Raw genomic sequence first — 17,071 nt, 5'->3', positions numbered from 1 at the left:
TCAAAGCATTTCCAGCGGACGCTTGCCGCGCGGCGGCTTGAAGTAAGCGTCGATAGCCGCGAGTTCGCCGGCATCGAGTTGCAGTTGCGAAGCAAGGTGGTTGGCACGCACGTGCTCGACGCGGCCCGCCTTCGGAATCGCGAACACGCGGTGATCGCGCAGCACCCACGCGAGCGCCAGTTGGACAACCGAAACGCCGCGCGCACCCGCGATGTCGTCGAGCGGCGAGCGTTTCGGCAAGCGGGCGTGATCGACGGGGCTGTAGGCCATCGTCGGCATCTTGCGCGCGGCGAGCCACGGCAGCAGATCGAATTCCGCCCCGCGGCGCGCGACGTTGTAGAGAATCTGATTAGTCGAGCACGCGTCGCCGCCCGGCGTGGCCAGCAGTTCTTCCATGTCGTCGGTATCGAAGTTGCTGACGCCCCAATGGCGGATCTTGCCGGCGCGGCGCAGCGCCTCGAACCCCTCGACGGTTTCGGCGAGCGGCACCGAGCCGCGCCAGTGCAGCAGGTACAGATCGAGCCGATCCGTTTTCAGGCGCTTGAGACTCTGTTCGCAGGCCGCGATCACGCCGCGCCGGCTCGCGTTGTGCGGATACACCTTGCTGACCAGAAACACCTGCTCGCGCAACCCGGCCAGTGCTTCCGCAAGCAGCGATTCCGTCGCGCCGTCGCCGTACATTTCGGCGGTGTCGATCAGCGTCATGCCCAGGTCGACGCCGCAGCGCAGCGCGGCGATTTCAGCGGCTCGGCGCGCCGGCTGTTCACCCATCTCCCAGGTGCCCTGCCCCAGTTTCGGAATGCGCTCGCCGTCGGGCAGGCTCACGCTTGCGATCTCGCTCGTCATGCTGACTCCTTGAAGTGGCTGAATTGAATGGACGGTAAGGCGTGGTCCGAATGCGTATGAAGATGCAGCGGCTCACGCGAACGCTCACGCCGCATGCTACGGAAATCATAGCGACGAGTTTAGCCGTTGCCCGGCTCTCGCATCGGCCACCAGGCAAAAGCCCGCTATAACAACGGCGCGCCGATGTCTTAGAATTGCCGCTTGCCCTTCTTGCGTGAGCCCCATGACCTCTGCCTCGGAAGACCGCTGGCGCGATCTGCGCCCGGACCCGGAAAACGACACGCCGCTGTATCTGCAACTCGCTCGCAAGCTCGGCACGGCGATTCACGAGAACCGCTGGAACGCGGGCGAAGCGCTGCCTTCGGAGCGCGTGTTGTCCGAGGCGCTCGGCGTCTCGCGCATCACGTCGCGCAAGGCGATTGCGTTACTGGTCGAGCAGGGTTTGATCCGGCGCACCCAAGGCGCGGGCAGTTTCATCACGCCGCGCTACGAAGATCCGCTGTCGCGTCTGTCGAGCTTTAGCGAAATGCTGCGGCGGCGCGGTTTTACGCCAAGCTCGAAGTGGCTGTCGCGCGAAATCTCGCCGGCTAACCGCGATGAAGTGATTCAGCTCGGTTTGTCGCCGGCGGCGGCGGTGACCCGGCTGCGGCGCTTGCGTCTGGCCGACGGCATCGTGATGGCGGTGGAGAATTCCACGTTCCCCGCCGCGGTGATTCCCGATCCGCAGGCGATCGGCGACTCGCTGTACACGTTCCTGGAAAATCGCGGACTGACGATCGTCCGCGCGCTGCAACATTTTCGCGCGGTGAATGCGAGCGACGAAATCGCACAGCAGATGAGCATCGCCCCCAACGAGGCGCTGCTGTTGATCACGCGCGTGGGCTACACCGCCGATCAGCGGGCGATCGAGTTGACCGACACGTACTGCCGCAACGATTACTACGATTTCGTGGCGGAGTTGAGGAAGTAGGCTTTTTACTTCGCGGCGCTTGCGGGCAAGCGCACCGTCATGCCGACTGGCGCGACGCCGCCCACGAAGCGCCGAACCGTCAATCAAGCGTCATACCCATTTGGCCTCGTGAGCGCCGACCCTCGCCGGCGGCAGCGCAAAAAAAGCAGGCGTTTCATCGAGGCGCTCGGCGGGCAACGCGGCCAGAACATGGCCGAATTCGGATTGCACGGTCCCAAGACAATCCCGCACATCGTCGATGGAAACGTCGGGCGTTTTCCAGCCGTCGGCAAGCAAGCCAAAAGACTGCAACCATCGGCCGGTCTGCGCGAGCGAGACTCTGACATGCCAACTGCCGCCTTCGGTGGCGCGCCGCGCTAGCGCGGCCATCGCGCCAAAGGCAGCCAGATAGCCGGTCGCGTGGTCCAGCGCCTGACACGGCAGATGCCGGGGCTCATCCGCGCCTGCCGCCTCGCGTTCAGTGAAAGCGAGGCCGCTTGCCGACTGCACCAGACTGTCGAACCCGCGCCGACGAGCCCAAGGTCCCTCGTGCCCGTAGGCTGAGACCGACACATAAACGATTCCGGGCCGCACGCGCGCCAGAGCGTCGGGACCGAAGCCTCGCGCCGCCAGGGCGCCGGGGCGATACGCCTGCAAGAACACATCGGCGTCGCCGGCGAGTCCGCGTAAGGTGTCGCGTCCAGCCGCGTCGCGCAGGTCGAGCAGCGCCGAACGCTTGCCGCGTCCGTTGTCGATTACGAGCGGCGCGATGTTCGGCAAGTGCGGCCCGTTGATCATCAACACGTCCGCGCCGTGCTGCGCGAGTGCCCGTCCGGCCACCGGCCCCGCAATGATGCGCGACAGGTCCAGCACGCGCACACCCGTCAGCGGACGATCCGCGCCGCCCTCTCGCGGCGGCTCGGCCGGCGCGTCGCCGATGCGCTCGATCTCGAACAACGGCAGTCCCGTAATCGCTTTCGCCTGGTCGAGCGCGGCCCACTCGTCGGGCGAGCGGATCAGCGCGGCGCACAAGCCCGCGTCGGCGAGCGTCTGATCGAGCGCCGCGCCATCCCAGCCGCGAATCGCCTCGGCCACCGCGGCGCGATCGTTCTCGCAGCCGAGCACCTTCAGCACGCCGTGCAGGTGATGCGCGAAATTCGTATGCAGTTGAATCCAGCGGCCGTCTCGCGTTTCGTAGAAGCCCGTCACCGGATCGCGCAAGGCGGGCGGCGGCCCATCGTCGATGCGCAAATAGCGTTCGCTGCGAAACGACGCTAGCGCGCGCCGCATCTCGACCGTGACGTGTTGCCCGCTCCCGCTACGCAAGCGCCGGTATTCGGCCGCCGCGAGGCCGGTCGCGGCGATGGTCGCCGAGGCGAGCGTGCCGACCCGATAGACCGACGGCAGGCCCGGATCGGCGCCGGTCAGCGAGACCGAACGAAGCGCCGCCGGGTCGCATCCCGCGACGGTCCAGATATGTTCGAGCGCGAGTTCAGGCGTCATGGCGTTGCACCAAAGTCAAGGGAAGGTGCACCGAGTCTAGGTTTTCGTCCCGCGTGGATCAATCTTGATTATGATAATCAACATATACTGATTTCTTGGGTTTTTGCTTCTCGCCATGCCGACATCGACCTTCCTCACCGCGCCGCAAGCCGCCGCCGAGCTCGGCGTCAGCCTTCCCACGCTGTATGCGTATGTGAGCCGCGGCATGCTGAGTTCGTCACCGAATACGGACGCGCAAGGCAAGCACCGGCTTTACGACGCCGGCGAAGTGCGGCGCCTCGCGCGGCGCAAGAAAGACGGCAAGCGCGCCGGCAAGGTCGCGCAAAAGGTGTTGGACTGGGGCGTGCCGGTGCTCGAATCGTCGATCACACTGGTCGCCGAGGGCCGTCTGCTGTATCGCGGGCACGACGCGATGGAGCTGGCGCGCACCGCATCGCTGGAGGATGTCGCCGCGTTGCTGTGGGAATGCGGCACGCGGCGCATTGCCGATGCGCCCGCCGTGCCGCTCGGCAATGCGCAGTGGGCGGCATGGCTGAAACTCTGGAGCGACAGCACGCCGCTCGACCGCGCGCTCGTGCTGCTGCCGGCCGCCGCGGCGCAGATGCCGCGGGTATGGGCGCTCGGCCGCGACGCCGAACTCGACAATGCCTGCGCCGTCATGCGGCTGCTGGCGGCCGCGATGATCTCGGCGGCGCCGTCGAACGAGCCGCTGCATCGGCAACTGGCTTCAGCGTGGCATGTGCGCAACCGGCAGCAGGCCGGGCTGCTGCGCGCGGCGCTGGTCGCCTGCGCGGACCATGAACTGAACGCGTCGACCTTCACGGTTCGCTGCATCACGTCGACGGGCACGCATCTGTTCGGCGCGGTGGCGGGCGGCCTGGCGGCGTTGGCCGGGCCGCGTCACGGCGGCGAGACCGCGCGCATCGCCGCGCTGTTCGACGAAGCGTCGCGCTCGTCCGATCTCGACCGCTATCTGGCGAACCGTCTCGCGCGCGATGAACACCGCGCGCAGGGGCCGGTGTTGTCGGGCTTCGGCCATCCGCTTTATCCCGCGGGCGACCCGCGCGCGCGACTGCTGCTGCAGATGCTGGCCGACTGCGCGCCGGCGCGCTCGCCGCTCGGCGAAGTGCTCGCGCTGGCGCGCGCGGTACGGGACACAACAGGCGCGGAGCCGACCCTCGACTTCGCGCTCGCCGCCATCGAGCGGGTGCTGGCTCTGCCGGCCGGCGCAGCCTTCACGCTGTTCGCGACGGGCCGGGTAGTCGGCTGGATTGCCCACGCAATGGAACAGACGCGCGACGGCCGCTTGATCCGGCCGCGCGCGCGGTACATCGGGAATATGTGAGCGCGTGGCGATCGCGTCACCACGGCCCGTTGTCAGGCAACGCCTAACCAGCGCGGCAGCCAGCGCAACACCGGCAAGTGGAGCACCGGACTCGTGGCCGCCCGCTCCGAGCCGCTCGCCAACGCGAAACGCGCGCCGGTCTGCCCGGCGCTGACCCAGGCCACCGCCTTGCGCGGCAACTCGATCGACTGCCCCGTTGCGAGCCAGTGATCCTCGCTGTCGCCTTCCACGGTCAGCCAGATCTCGCCCGAGATCACCTTGAAGATCGACGGACGCGCGACACGCCAGGCCGCCGCGGGCTCGCCATGTTCCAATTCGAAAATCCGGACCTCACGCATCGCTTCCTCCTTCAGAGAACTTTTCCGTTGAATTGATTATTGACGTGCGATCATCGGAAACCCATGCACAGTTCCGAACAGTTCCATCGGAACTGTTCAGTCGAAAAACCAGACAGTTGGCGACGCCTGCGCGTGACGAAACCACGCGTTGAACGCTTCGCGCGCACACCGGAGGCCAGAGGCGAAGGAAAGAACCGCATGAAACTCGACATCTCAATCGATCGCGACAACGGCGTGCCGCTCACCGAGCAGATCGTCACGGGCGTCACCGCGTGGATCCGCTCGCGCACCGCGCGTCCCGGCTCGAAGCTGCCGTCGATCCGCCAGTTCGCGGCCGACTACGGCGTGAGCCGCTTTCCGGTGATCGAGGCTTACGATCGGCTGGTCTCGCTCGGCTACGTGGACTCGCGCCACGGCTCGGGCTTCTACATCGCCGATCGCCAGCCGGCGAACACGCCGTGCCAGGGCACCTCGGACCCGCGCCGCGCCGAGGACGAATCGGATCATCTCCTCCAGCAGTTCAACCATCCGGGCGAGACGCTCAAGCTCGGCAGCGGCTTCATTCCCGAAAGCTGGCGCGACACGGACGGCATCGCGCAGGCGATCCGTCACGTCTCACGCACGGACCCGGCGAGCATGGTCGACTACGCCACCCCGCTCGGCAACGTCGCCTTGCGCGAGCATCTGCAAGGCCGCATCGGCCAGTTGGGGATTCACGCGGACGCGTCGCAAATCCTGATCACCAACGGCGCGAGCCAGGCATTCGATCTGCTGATGCGCTACATGCTCAAGGCGGGCGACACGATCTTCGTCGAGGACCCCGGCTACTACAACCTGTACGGCCTGTTGAAGTTGCACGGCGTGAAACTGGTCGGCATTCCGCGCACCCGCACCGGTCCCGATCTGGACGTGATGCAGGCGCAGTTGAAGCTGCACCGGCCCAAGCTGTTCTTCATCAACACCGTCTTCCACAATCCGACCGGCACCACGGTCGCGCCGCCCGTGGCGTTCCGGCTGCTGCAACTGGCGCGCGAGCACGGCTTCTCGATCATCGAGGACGACGTCTACGCCGACTTCCAGGCCGACCCCACCGACCGGCTCGCGACCCTCGACCAGCTCGAACACGTGATTTACATCGGCGGGCTGTCGAAGACGCTGTCGTCGTCGCTGAGGATCGGCTGCGTGGTGGCGAGCCACGCGATCATCAAGGATCTGGTCGACATCAAGATGCTGACGAGCATCGGCGGTTCGCGCTTTGCCGAAGCGGTCGCGGTATCGCTGCTGGAGCGCGGCGCGTACCGCAAATATCTGGAGCGCCTGCGCCGCCGCATGCGCGACGCGCTCGGCTCGACCATCCAGACGCTGGAAGACGCGGGTTGGGAACTGTTCGAGAAGCCGGTCGGCGGCAAGTTTCTGTGGGCGCGCGTGCCGCATGTGGAGGACGCGCAACGGCTGGTGGAATGCGGCGCGCCGTTGGGCGTGACGGTGGCGCCCGGCAACTACTTCCGCCCGAGCATGGAGGTGAGCCCGTGGATCAGGATTCACGCGGCGTTCGGCAACGAGCCGCGTGCCCAGGCGTTCTTCCGTGCGGCGGCGGCGTTGCCGGATCTGCGCGGCTGACTTGCGCGATCGCAAGGGCACGGCGCCTGCGCGGGGCCGGGCTTTTCCCTAGAATGGCGAGTCCCAGCCAGCCCCTGCGCGCCTAAGCGCTCTCCATGTCCACGCCGACTCCGCCCCTCGCCGACATCTCCGCAACGCCATCGGCCCGCTCGCTCACCGTGATGCTGTGGCTCGTCGCCACCGGCTTCTTCATGCAGACGCTCGACGCGACGATCGTCAACACCGCGCTCCCCGCAATGGCGACGAGCCTCGGCGAGTTGCCGCTGCGCATGCAATCGGTGGTGATCGCCTATTCGCTGACGATGGCGGTCATGATCCCGGTGTCCGGCTGGCTCGCCGACAAGTTCGGCACGCGGCGCGTGTTTTTCAGCGCGATTCTCGTGTTCGCGGTCGGTTCGTTGCTGTGCGCGAACGCGCATACGCTGAATCAACTGGTGGTCTTTCGCATCGTGCAAGGCGTGGGCGGCGCGATGCTGCTGCCGGTCGGACGGCTGGCCGTGCTGCGCACCTTTCCGGCTGAACGCTATTTGCCGGCCTTGTCGTTCGTCGCGATTCCGGGCCTGATCGGTCCGTTGATCGGCCCGACGCTCGGCGGCTGGCTCGTGAAGATCGCCTCGTGGCACTGGATCTTTCTGATCAACGTGCCGGTGGGCATCGTCGGTTGCATCGCCACGTTCATCTTCATGCCGGATAGCCGCAACGAAAACGTCGGCAAGTTCGACATGAAGGGCTACCTGCTGCTGATCGTCGGCATGGTGGCGATTTCGTTCGCACTCGACGGCCGCACCGAGTTCGGCATTCAGCACGCCACGGTGCTCGTGCTGCTGATTCTGAGCCTCGCCTGTTTCGTTGCATACGGGTTGCATGCGGTGCGCGAGCCCGCGCCGATCTTCTCGCTCGACCTCTTCAAGATTCACACGTTCAGCGTCGGCCTGCTCGGCAATCTGTTCGCGCGGATCGGCAGCGGCGCGATGCCGTACCTGATTCCGCTGCTCTTGCAGGTGAGTCTCGGCTATAGCGCGTTCGAGGCCGGCATGATGATGCTGCCGGTAGCGGCCGCGGGCATGGCGTCCAAACGCCTCGTGACGACGCTGATCCTGAAGTACAGCTATCGGCGCGTGTTGATCGTCAACACGGTGCTGGTCGGCTTGACGATGGCCAGCTTCGCGCTCACCAGCACGGGCCAGCCGCTGTGGCTGCGGCTCGTGCAACTGGCGTTCTTCGGCGGCGTCAACTCGATGCAGTTCACCGCGATGAACACGCTGACGCTCAAGGACCTCGGCACCGGCGGCGCGAGCAGCGGCAACAGCCTGTTCTCACTGGTGCAAATGCTCTCGATGAGCCTCGGCGTGACGGTGGCCGGCGCCCTGCTCGCCACCTTCACCGGCTTGCTGCCGCGCGTGACCGCCGCCAACTCGCTGCCCGCGTTTCATGCCACTTTTCTAGCTGTGGGCATCATCACGGCGGGCTCGTCGTGGATCTTCGCGCAACTGTCGCCGGACATCCGCACGCCGGCGAAAAAGACCGATCCGTCGGAGCGCACTTGATGCTTGCGCGGGCGCGCTCATGAATGAGCGATGAACCGGCGATAAGCCGCTGACGAGCTTGTGACGAGAACAGTTGAGGAGCCGCCGACGATCTTGCGATGCGGGCCGCTGACGAAGCGCCGACGATCTTGCGATGCGAGCCGCTGAGGAGCCGCTGATGAGCGCGGACGAACCGCCAAGGAGCCGCCGACGAACCGCAGCGGGGCGAGCGTCGCACCAGCGAAGTGCGAACAATCGCCTTCGCGCCCGCGCTGACGCCCAATCGACGCCTGCAAGCGTGACGGGCGCGCACGGAGGCTGTGTCTCAGCACTCGCATAGTTCTTGCTGGCTATCCTATAAACTTATGCTTTGCGCGTGCTGACCCGGGCCGAGCAGGCAAGCGCGCCGCCACCAACACACGACTGACATGATGAGCATGATCGAACTCGATCCACCCGGCTTCCAGCCGCCGCGCCCGATGGCCGGCGACGAAGGCTCGCGGCGCACTGTTCTGTACGGCGGCTACACCGTTTTCAGCGTGTTTCAGCCGGTTTTCTCGGTATCGCACCGGCGTGCGATCGGTTATCACGCGTCGCTGCGCGCCCACGACGAACATGCGCTGCAAGTGCCCTCCCACGAAGTGTTCACGCAAGCCGCGCGGCGCGGCGACCTGCTGGAACTCGGACGGCTCGCCGAATCGCTGCATCTGGGCAACTTCAACGCGTTCGACAGTCACGACGAATGGCTCTTCCTGAGCCTTCATCCGGCCGCGCTGATGGACACCAGCTACGGCGACGCGCTGCTTGCCGGCCTCAAGGCGATGGGTTTGCCGCCGCAGCGCGTGGTGCTGGAGGTATCCGAGCAGGCCGGCGGCGAAACCACCCGCTTCGCCGAGATCATCGACGCGCTGCGCAAATCCGGCTTCCTGATCGCGCTCGACGGCTTCGGCGCGAAGCATTCGAACATCGACCGCGTATGGAATCTGCGGCCGGACATCGTCACGCTCGACCGCTGCATTCTCGCGCAGGCCAGCGAACACTCGCATATCGAACGCGTGCTGCCGGGCCTCGTCTCGCTGCTGCACGAATCCGGCCAACTGGTGCTGATGGGCGGCCTGACCACCGAACGCGACGCGTTGATCGCGCTGGAATGCAACGTGGACTTCGTGCAAGGCGCGTTCTTCGCGGGTCCGAGCGTGGAACCGGTCAAGCCGCAAGCGGCGGCCGGTTTGATGGACTCGCTCTCCGCGGCGCTGCGCAAGCGCGTGACCGAACGCGAACGCGCGCAGTCCGCGCGGCTCGCCCCCTACGTGACGGCGCTGGAAACCGCGGCCGCGCAACTCGTCGCGGGCGAGCCGGTTTCCCGCGCGACGGCGCCGCTGCTCACGCTCGGCGAAACGGCGCGCTGTTTCGTACTCGACGGTTCAGGCCGGCAGATCGGCGACAACCTGCTGCCGCCGGGGCGCGCCTCGCAACGCGCCAAGCGCTTTCGCCCGCTGCTGCATTCGGAGGGCGCGAGCTGGGAGCGCCGGCCCTACTTTATCCAGGCGATGCGCCTGCCTGACCATGTGCATCTCACGCCGCCCTATCTGTCGATCAACGAAGCACACCTGTGCGTGACGGCCTCGATCGCCGCGCACACGCCGCACGGCACCCAGGTGCTATGCGTCGATATCAACTGGAAGTAGCGGCTCCGCGTAATCGAGGCGGCTGCGGAAACCGAGGCGGCCAAGACGGATGGCACAACGGAACGACCAAGCAGGACGGCCAAGCCCGCCCGCCGCCCAGGCCACTTAGACCGGCACAGCCATTGAGCCCGCCGGGGCCGCCACGGCTGCCGGGCCGTGCTGGATTCGCGCGAGTAATCGGGTGACGGCCGGGCGGCCCAGCACACGGTTGGTTGCCTGCAAACGCGCGGCGCTGGTCACGACGCGCAACGCGACGATCTTCGCCGAGCCGTCCGCGAAGCGATTCGTGGACACCTCGATCAAGCCGACCACCTCGCCCTCGGAAAGCAACGCGATACACATCGCGCCCTCCATCGACAGCACCTCCGCATGGCTCGCCTGCCGCGCGAGCGACGTCACCTTGTCCATCCAGCCCGTCACTGCCGGTTCGCGCGTGCACACCGGCGCGTCGCTGACGACTTCCGGGGCGTCGCTGAAGAGGCGCAGCAAGCCGGCCCTGTCTTGTGCCTCCAACGCCGTGCGCAAGCGCTCCACGATCCGCGCATGGGCGGCGGAGTCGGGCCGGCCGATCGGCGCACCCGCACGCCGCAAGCGCTCTCTCGCCCGATGGACGATCTGCCGGCATGCAGCCGGCGTGCGCTCGAGGATCGCGCCGATCTCCTTGTAGTCGCAATCGAACGCTTCGTGCAACACGAACGCCGCACGTTCGTCGGGCTTCAGACGTTCGAGCAGCAGCATCACGCCATAAGACATGTCCGCCGCGCGCAAGGCCAGTTCCTCGGCCGAGGGCGCCAGTTCGTCGAGCCACGGCTCCGGCAACCAGCCGGCGGCTTGCGACGCGCGCTCGCGCCGCGCATGCCGCAACCGGTCGATCGCCGCGCGCGTGGCGACCGTGGTGAGCCAGGCGGCGGGCGTATGCAGTTCGCGCGCATCGGCGAGATGCCATTTGAGCCAGACGTCCTGCACCACGTCTTCCGCTTCGGCGCGGCTGCCCAGCATGCGGTACGCCAACGCGAGCAGGCGGGCGCGCGCGGCCTCGAAACTGGATGCCTTGTCGATTTCTTGTTTCGTCATGGGTAGACCTCCAGATCGTGCGTGGTGAAAAGACGCGGCGCGCCGCCTGCGGGTTTGTCGGGGCGCGCGACGCTGCCGGCAAACGCTGCCGGCATCTCTCAGCTTGACGGCTGGGCACCGGCCGATGTGACAGCTCGGCGCAAAAATATTTCGGTCACGCCGGATCACGCCGCCTCGTCATAAGGACAACAAGCGGCGCAATTCGTGCGCCCTTTCGAGTCAGGTGCCGCTACGGCTATCGGCGCGGCGCCGCATCACCTGGGGCAACTCATGCACTTCAACTATTCGCAGATCACCGGCCTCGGCCTCGTGCCCACCGTCATCGAACAGTCCGGGCGCGGCGAGCGCGCGTACGACATCTATTCGCGTCTGCTGCGCGAGCGCATCGTCTTTCTGGTCGGCCCCGTCAACGAACAGTCAGCCAGCCTGATCGTCGCGCAGTTGCTGTTTCTCGAGTCCGAGAACCCCGACAAGGATATTTCCTTTTACATCAATTCGCCGGGCGGCTCCGTGTACGACGGCCTCGCCATTTACGACACCATGCAGTTCATCAAGCCGGAGGTGTCCACCTTATGCACCGGCTTCGCCGCAAGCATGGGCACCTTCCTGCTCACCGCGGGCCAGCGCGGCAAGCGGTATGCGCTGCCGAACGCGCGCATCATGATTCACCAGCCGTCCGGCGGCAGCCAGGGCACCGCCGCCGACGTCGAGATTCAGGCAAGGGAAGTGCTGTATCTGCGTGAACGCCTGAACGGCATGATGGCCGAACGCACGGGGCGCAGCGTCGAGGAGATCGCGCGCGATACCGATCGCGACAACTTCATGTCGGCGGAGGGCGCGAAGGCGTACGGGTTGATCGACGACGTGCTGGAAAGCCGCGCGGCGCTCGCCGGCATGACTCGTCATCAGCACATGTAGCGCGGCACGTCCGCCCTGCGGTTCCGCCAACGGAAGCGGGCTTCGCGAAACGATTCTCCCGCGCCTGAATTTTCGCGGGAAAACGCTCGCTGCCGGAAAGCTTTCGCTTGCCGCATCGGTGCGCCTGGAACACAAAAGCTGATCACCCTCGCTGGAATCGCTATCATGATCGCGATTCGTCGAATTCGACGTTCGCTTCAATGGAGAGATATATGGCGTCATCCAACGAAACCGTCAGCATGGCGCTATTCTGCGACTTCGAAAACGTCGCGCTCGGCGTGCGCGACGCGAAGTACGACAAGTTCGACATCAAGCTGGTGCTCGAACGGCTGCTGCTCAAGGGCAGCATTGTCGTGAAGAAAGCGTATTGCGACTGGGACCGTTACAAGAGCTTCAAAGGCGCGATGCACGAGGCGAATTTCGAATTGATCGAGATTCCGCACGTGCGCCAATCGGGCAAGAATTCCGCCGACATCCGGCTCGTGGTCGACGCACTCGACCTCTGCTATACGAAATCGCACGTCAATACGTTCGTCATCATCAGCGGCGATTCGGATTTCTCGCCGCTCGTGTCGAAGCTGCGCGAGAACGCGAAGCAGGTGATCGGCGTCGGCGTGCAGCAGTCCACTTCCGATCTGCTGATCGCGAATTGCGACGAGTTTTTCTTCTACGACGACCTCGTGCGCGAGAGTCAGCGCACGGTCGCCAAACGCGAGTCATCACGTCCGCAACAAGCGGCGCAGCCGGCGGCCAAACGCTCGCCCGACGAAGAGAAAGGCCGCAACAAGGAAGACCTGGAAAAACGCCGCACCAAGGCGGTCGAAATCGCAGTGCAAACGTTCGACGCGCTCGCGTCCGAACGCGGCGACAGCGGCAAGATCTGGGCTTCGGTGCTGAAGAACGCGATCAAACGCCGCAAGCCGGATTTCAACGAGACGTACTATGGTTTTCGCGCCTTCGGCAATTTGCTGGAAGAGGCGCATGCGCGCGGGCTGCTCGAGTTCGGCCGTGACGAGAAATCCGGCGCCTACGTGTATCGGAGCACGGCGGCGAACGTAGCGGGCGAACACGCGAGCGAGTCGAGCGAAGCCGCGGAATCGGCGGAACAACTGTACGAGGCGCAGGTTGCCGAAGCGGCGATCGCCGAGTCGAGCGGCAAACACGAATCACGCCGGCGCGGTCGCGGCAATCGCAAGACAGGACGTGGTCAGCAGGAAGCCGTTCACGAAGAACGCACGTCGGCCGAACACGGCGAGAGCGCGCAAGCTCAAGCCGAAGAAGCGCACTGGCAAACGCCCACGAGCAGCGAGCCGATTTCTCAGCAGCCGGAAGAGCAGTGGGCGCAGCCGTGGGCGCAAGCGGAAAGCGCGCCAGTCGAACCGGTCAACGAGGAGAACACCGGCGAGCAGCCGGCGAACGCTGCGCCGCCCAAGCGTCGCAACGAACGCACGCCGCGCAAGACGGCAGCCAAAAAGGCGAGAAAGAACGCGCCGCGAGCAATCGACGAGATACCGGAAATCGCCGCGCCCGCTGAAGCACCGGCGCAGCCCGCCAGGGAAGAACAGGCGCCCGCGCCGGCAAAAAAGGCCGCGCGGAAAACCGCGCCGCGCAGCCGCCGTCCGCGTAAGACCGCGGCCACGAGCGACGCGGAGTAAGCGTCCGGTTTGCGTGATGTGCGCGGCGCCGCATCACCGCATGCGGAATACCGCGCGATACCGTTGGTGGCGCGTATGTATTTTTGCCGCGCGCGATCATCGGTGTGGTGAACGTGTTGCACCAGGTTTCGTTAGTAATACGGATACGGGGCGTACATGACCGGCGGCCCGTAGTAACGCGGCGGCGGCGCGACGTACACCGGCTGAGGCGCATAGACCGGCTGCGGCACGTAGACCGGCATTTGCGGCTGCGAAATCGTGTTGCCCTTCGACGTCATGCATTGAGCGTACGCGGCGTCATACCGGGCCTGGAGGCTATTGGCCGAATACTGCGCGCCGTTCGCGCCGGCCGCGCCACCGAGCAGCAGGCCACTGCCCGCGCCGATGGCCGCGCCCGTGCCGGCGTTGCCGGCTGCCGCGCCGATCAGCGCGCCGACCGCGGCGCCGCCGAGCGTGCCGACGGCGGCGCTGTTGACGCTGTTCGCGGTCGAGCCTTGCGACGCGCCGGTCGCGTCGGACGAACGGTAGGCGTAATCGCGGCAAGCGTAGTCGTCCTGCTGGAACTGGTTGAGCGACTGCCCGCTGCGCGGCAGCGCGACCACGGAGGGACCGCTCGGCGGCACTACCGCACAACCGCCGAGGAACGCGAGTGCGACGGCGCCGACAGGTAACGCGACGCGCATCGGTTTAAGACTTGAGATCATGGTGGCGCAGCTTGCATGGGATGAGAAACATACGTTAGGCCAATCCACGTGAAGCATGTTTACCAGATGGTTACCGTATGTTTTTCATCCGCACTACACGCGCCGCCAGGGGCTTGCGCGAGAGTCGCGCGCGTCGGCTGGGGTGCTGGTGCACGCATTGCTCTGCCTGCCGTTGTCGTTACTAACTGTGACAAAGATGCGTCGCCACGCGCTTCACGACGCCGTCAGAAGAGCGATGGCCGGACGGTTCTACTGACGAATCCGGCTCCCCCGATAACCACTCCAGATCCGGCGCCACAAAAAGAAAAGCCCTCGCATTCGAGGGCCTTCTTGTCAGCTATCGAGCTTTACCGTGCAACGCCGCGTCTGGATCGCCCAGCCTGTTTATCGCGCCGCACTTGATCTCACCGGCAATCTCACGCGAAGTTCTTCGCCGCGAATTCCCAGTTGACGATGTTCCAGTATGCCTCGACGAACTTCGGACGCGCATTGCGATAGTCGATGTAGTACGCGTGTTCCCACACGTCGATCGTAACCAGTGCTTTTGCGTCGGTCGTGAGCGGCGTGGCGGCGTTGCTCGTCGACACGAGATCCAGCGAACCGTCTGCCTTCTTCACCAGCCATGCCCAGCCCGAGCCGAAGGTGCCGACCGCGGTCTTCGCGAACTCTTCCTTGAACTTGTCGAACGAACCCCACTTGGCGTTGATCGCGTCAGCCAGTGCGCCGGTCGGCGCGCCGCCACCTTGCGGCGACAGGCTGTTCCAGAAGAACGTGTGGTTCCACACTTGAGCCGCATTATTGAAGATGCCGCCGGAGGACTTCTTGACGATTTCTTCGAGCGACAGATTCTCGAACTCCGTGCCCTTGATCAGATTGTTCAGGTTGGTCACATAGGTCTGGTGATGCTTGCCGTAGTGAAATTCGAGCGTCTCTTCCGACATGTGCGGAGCGAGTGCGTTTTTCGCGAACGGCAGCGGCGGGAGCGTATGTTCCATGGTGCTTTCCTTCTGTCTGTATCTGTTGTGGGGAGTCTGCGGATAACGCTATAGAGCACTCGATTGTAGGCGAGTTGGAATAACCCCGCAAACCAACGGACTTTATGCACGGCATGGGTGAAACCGCCGTGAATAAAGCGTATTGAGTGCTCTCGCATCGCGTGTGCCCGCTCCGTGCGAGAGCTCGAAATCCCGCTGCCGCAACCTGTCGGCGAAATGTCAGAAACCGTCGGTAAGACGCGGCTGCACATCGGCGAGCGCGATGTCCGCGGCGCCTTCCGCGAGATGCACCGTCAGGCGCCGGCCCGGTTTCAACGACGACGGCGCGCGTATCGCGCGTCCGCTTTGCGCATCCAGCACGGCCGCATAACCACGCTCGAGCGTGCGCTGCGGACTCAGCACTTCGAGCCGTGCGGCGAGCGTTGCGATGCGAGCGGTCTGACGTTCGTGGTGGCGCAACAATGCGGCGTCCAGCCGCTGCGTGAGATTGCCGAGCTTCGCCTGATGCGCGGCAAGGTCCGGACGCCAACGCTGCCAGCGCATCTGCAGCAACGAAAACCGCGCTCGTGCGTCACGCACCGGCCGCGCGCCCGCCGACGCGAGGCGCATGCTCAGTTGCTGCAAATGCGTGCGTTGCCGCGCGAGGCGCTCGCTCGGCGGCACGAGCCTGCGCGCGAGCCAGTCGAGTTGTTGCGCGCGCCGCTCCATCATGCGGCCGAAGCCGCGCGCGAGCGTCGCATGCCGGTGATCGAGCTCGCGCAACAACAGGACGCGCTGCGGACTGACGAGTTCGGCGGCGCCGGTCGGCGTGGGCGCGCGCACGTCGGCGGCGAAATCAGCGATCGTGAAATCGGTCTCGTGACCGACGCCGCTCACCACCGGTATCGCGCTTTCCGCGATCGCGCGCGCCAGCACTTCTTCGTTGAAAGCCCACAGATCCTCGATCGAGCCGCCGCCGCGGCACATGATCAGCACGTCGACTTCGCGCCGCGCGTTCGCCTTGTCGACCATCGCGGCGAGTTTGACGCTCACGCCCGCGCCTTGCACGGGCGCGGGGTAGACGATCACCGGAATATGCGGCGCACGGCGGCACAAGGTGGTCAATACGTCGCGCAACGCGGCGGCTTGCAGCGACGTCACGATGCCGATCGCGCGCGGATGCGCCGGCAACGCGCGTTTGCGCTCGGCGGCGAAGAGCCCCTCGGCTTCGAGTTTCGCCTTGAGCCTCAGGAACGCCTCGTACAGACGCCCCTGCCCTGTGCGGCGCACCGCCTCGACATTCAGTTGCAGTTCACCGCGCGGCTCGTACATGGTGACGAGCGCGCGCACCTCGATGCGGTCGCCCTCGCGCGGCGTGAACTCCGCGTACTGCGCCCGGCCGCGGAACATCACGCAGCGCATCTGCGCCTGCGCGTCCTTGATCGAGAAATACCAATGGCCGCTCGCGGCGCGCGTGAAGTTCGACACTTCGCCGGCCACCCAGACGAGCGGAAACGAGCGTTCGAGCATCGTGCCGATCGCTCGATTGAGCGCGGAGACGGGGACGACAACCTCACCGCCCGGCGTGGCGGACGAAGAAAAAGGACTTTCGGGATTCATGCGGGGACTATCCGTGACTGGCCGGACAGACGATAGACCGAGTGGCTATCGTCGTCCAGCACGGCGGCTGAATTGTTAAAAGTGTCCACATGGCGGGACGCGCTCGGCAAATAGCGCCGGCGCATCCGCCGGAGCGCGCGAATTCGAAGCATGTCATTGATTTATATCGCGTTTCCATCCCAATAACGAGAACGATTGCCGATAAGTCGCGCTCGCGCCGGCCCTTCCAGCCCATTCGATGGCAGGTTCTCCACAAAGTTATCCACAGGCCATGCGCATCGGCTGAAGCGCTCGTCCAACGCGCGGCGGTG

General features: G+C 65.6%; 14 protein-coding genes. 7 read left to right on the top strand and 7 right to left on the bottom strand.

Annotated features, from left to right (window positions below):
• Complete coding sequence (locus tag BUE39_RS02140; protein ID WP_073427015.1) at nt 1–846, bottom strand: aldo/keto reductase; 846 nt, start codon at nt 844–846, stop codon at nt 1–3.
• Nucleotides 847–1,069: 223 nt separating this feature from the next.
• On the opposite strand from BUE39_RS02140, the gene BUE39_RS02135 reads away from it, so the two are divergent.
• Nucleotides 1,070–1,816 (top strand): GntR family transcriptional regulator, encoded by a 747-nt coding sequence (locus tag BUE39_RS02135; protein ID WP_073427014.1) that lies wholly within the window; start codon nt 1,070–1,072, stop codon nt 1,814–1,816.
• Nucleotides 1,817–1,906: 90 nt separating this feature from the next.
• Here the strand turns inward: BUE39_RS02135 and BUE39_RS02130 are convergent, their stop codons facing one another.
• On the bottom strand, nt 1,907–3,298 hold the full coding sequence (locus BUE39_RS02130; protein WP_073427013.1) for a CoA transferase: 1,392 nt from the start codon (nt 3,296–3,298) through the stop codon (nt 1,907–1,909).
• Nucleotides 3,299–3,413: 115 nt separating this feature from the next.
• On the opposite strand from BUE39_RS02130, the gene BUE39_RS02125 reads away from it, so the two are divergent.
• Entirely contained in the window at nt 3,414–4,643 is a 1,230-nt protein-coding gene (locus BUE39_RS02125) for a citrate synthase family protein (RefSeq protein ID WP_073427012.1), read from the top strand.
• Between the two features lie 32 nt (nt 4,644–4,675).
• On the opposite strand, the gene BUE39_RS02120 is transcribed toward BUE39_RS02125, so the two are convergent.
• Entirely contained in the window at nt 4,676–4,981 is a 306-nt protein-coding gene (locus tag BUE39_RS02120; protein ID WP_073427011.1) for a DUF2917 domain-containing protein, read from the bottom strand.
• Nucleotides 4,982–5,179: 198 nt separating this feature from the next.
• Between BUE39_RS02120 and BUE39_RS02115 the strand changes: the two genes are divergently transcribed.
• The 3 genes from BUE39_RS02115 (at nt 5,180) to BUE39_RS02105 (ending at nt 9,815) form a co-directional block, all read left to right on the top strand.
• The gene (locus BUE39_RS02115; protein WP_073427010.1) at nt 5,180–6,601 is read left to right on the top strand and encodes an aminotransferase-like domain-containing protein; all 1,422 of its coding nucleotides are present in this window, start codon (nt 5,180–5,182) and stop codon (nt 6,599–6,601) included.
• 95 nt (nt 6,602–6,696) lie between these two features.
• Nucleotides 6,697–8,148 carry a multidrug transporter subunit MdtD gene (gene mdtD, locus BUE39_RS02110; protein ID WP_073427009.1) on the top strand — a complete coding sequence of 484 codons (1,452 nt, stop codon included), beginning with the start codon at nt 6,697–6,699 and terminating at the stop codon, nt 8,146–8,148.
• 410 nt (nt 8,149–8,558) lie between these two features.
• On the top strand, nt 8,559–9,815 hold the full coding sequence (locus BUE39_RS02105; RefSeq protein WP_073427223.1) for an EAL domain-containing protein: 1,257 nt from the start codon (nt 8,559–8,561) through the stop codon (nt 9,813–9,815).
• 105 nt (nt 9,816–9,920) lie between these two features.
• Here BUE39_RS02105 and BUE39_RS02100 read toward each other — a convergent pair whose 3' ends face one another.
• Nucleotides 9,921–10,889 (bottom strand): sigma-70 family RNA polymerase sigma factor, encoded by a 969-nt coding sequence (locus tag BUE39_RS02100; RefSeq protein WP_073427008.1) that lies wholly within the window; start codon nt 10,887–10,889, stop codon nt 9,921–9,923.
• A 270-nt stretch (nt 10,890–11,159) separates the two neighbouring features.
• Here BUE39_RS02100 and clpP point away from each other — a divergent pair, with 270 nt between their 5' ends.
• Together clpP and BUE39_RS02090 are read left to right on the top strand one after the other, a co-directional pair.
• Nucleotides 11,160–11,807 carry an ATP-dependent Clp endopeptidase proteolytic subunit ClpP gene (clpP, locus tag BUE39_RS02095; protein WP_073427007.1) on the top strand — a complete coding sequence of 216 codons (648 nt, stop codon included), beginning with the start codon at nt 11,160–11,162 and terminating at the stop codon, nt 11,805–11,807.
• A 212-nt stretch (nt 11,808–12,019) separates the two neighbouring features.
• A complete protein-coding gene (locus BUE39_RS02090; protein WP_073427006.1) occupies nt 12,020–13,462 on the top strand; it encodes an NYN domain-containing protein in 1,443 nt (480 codons plus the stop codon).
• A gap of 131 nt (nt 13,463–13,593) precedes the next feature.
• On the opposite strand, the gene BUE39_RS02085 is transcribed toward BUE39_RS02090, so the two are convergent.
• The 3 genes from BUE39_RS02085 to xseA all read right to left on the bottom strand — a co-directional run bounded on the left by BUE39_RS02085 (nt 13,594) and on the right by xseA (nt 16,760).
• Nucleotides 13,594–14,166: a glycine zipper family protein gene (locus BUE39_RS02085; protein ID WP_073427005.1), complete on the bottom strand. Its 573-nt coding sequence runs from the start codon at nt 14,164–14,166 to the stop codon at nt 13,594–13,596.
• 416 nt (nt 14,167–14,582) lie between these two features.
• On the bottom strand, nt 14,583–15,161 hold the full coding sequence (gene sodB, locus BUE39_RS02080) for a superoxide dismutase [Fe] (protein WP_073427004.1): 579 nt from the start codon (nt 15,159–15,161) through the stop codon (nt 14,583–14,585).
• Nucleotides 15,162–15,380: 219 nt separating this feature from the next.
• Nucleotides 15,381–16,760, bottom strand: a complete 1,380-nt coding sequence (gene xseA, locus BUE39_RS02075) for an exodeoxyribonuclease VII large subunit (protein ID WP_073427003.1) — start codon at nt 16,758–16,760, stop codon at nt 15,381–15,383.
• Nucleotides 16,761–17,071 lie beyond the last annotated feature (311 nt).

The organism is Paraburkholderia terricola (assembly GCF_900142195.1).
Classification (GTDB): domain Bacteria; phylum Pseudomonadota; class Gammaproteobacteria; order Burkholderiales; family Burkholderiaceae; genus Paraburkholderia; species Paraburkholderia terricola.
This window is presented reverse-complemented; position numbering and strand designations above follow the sequence as displayed.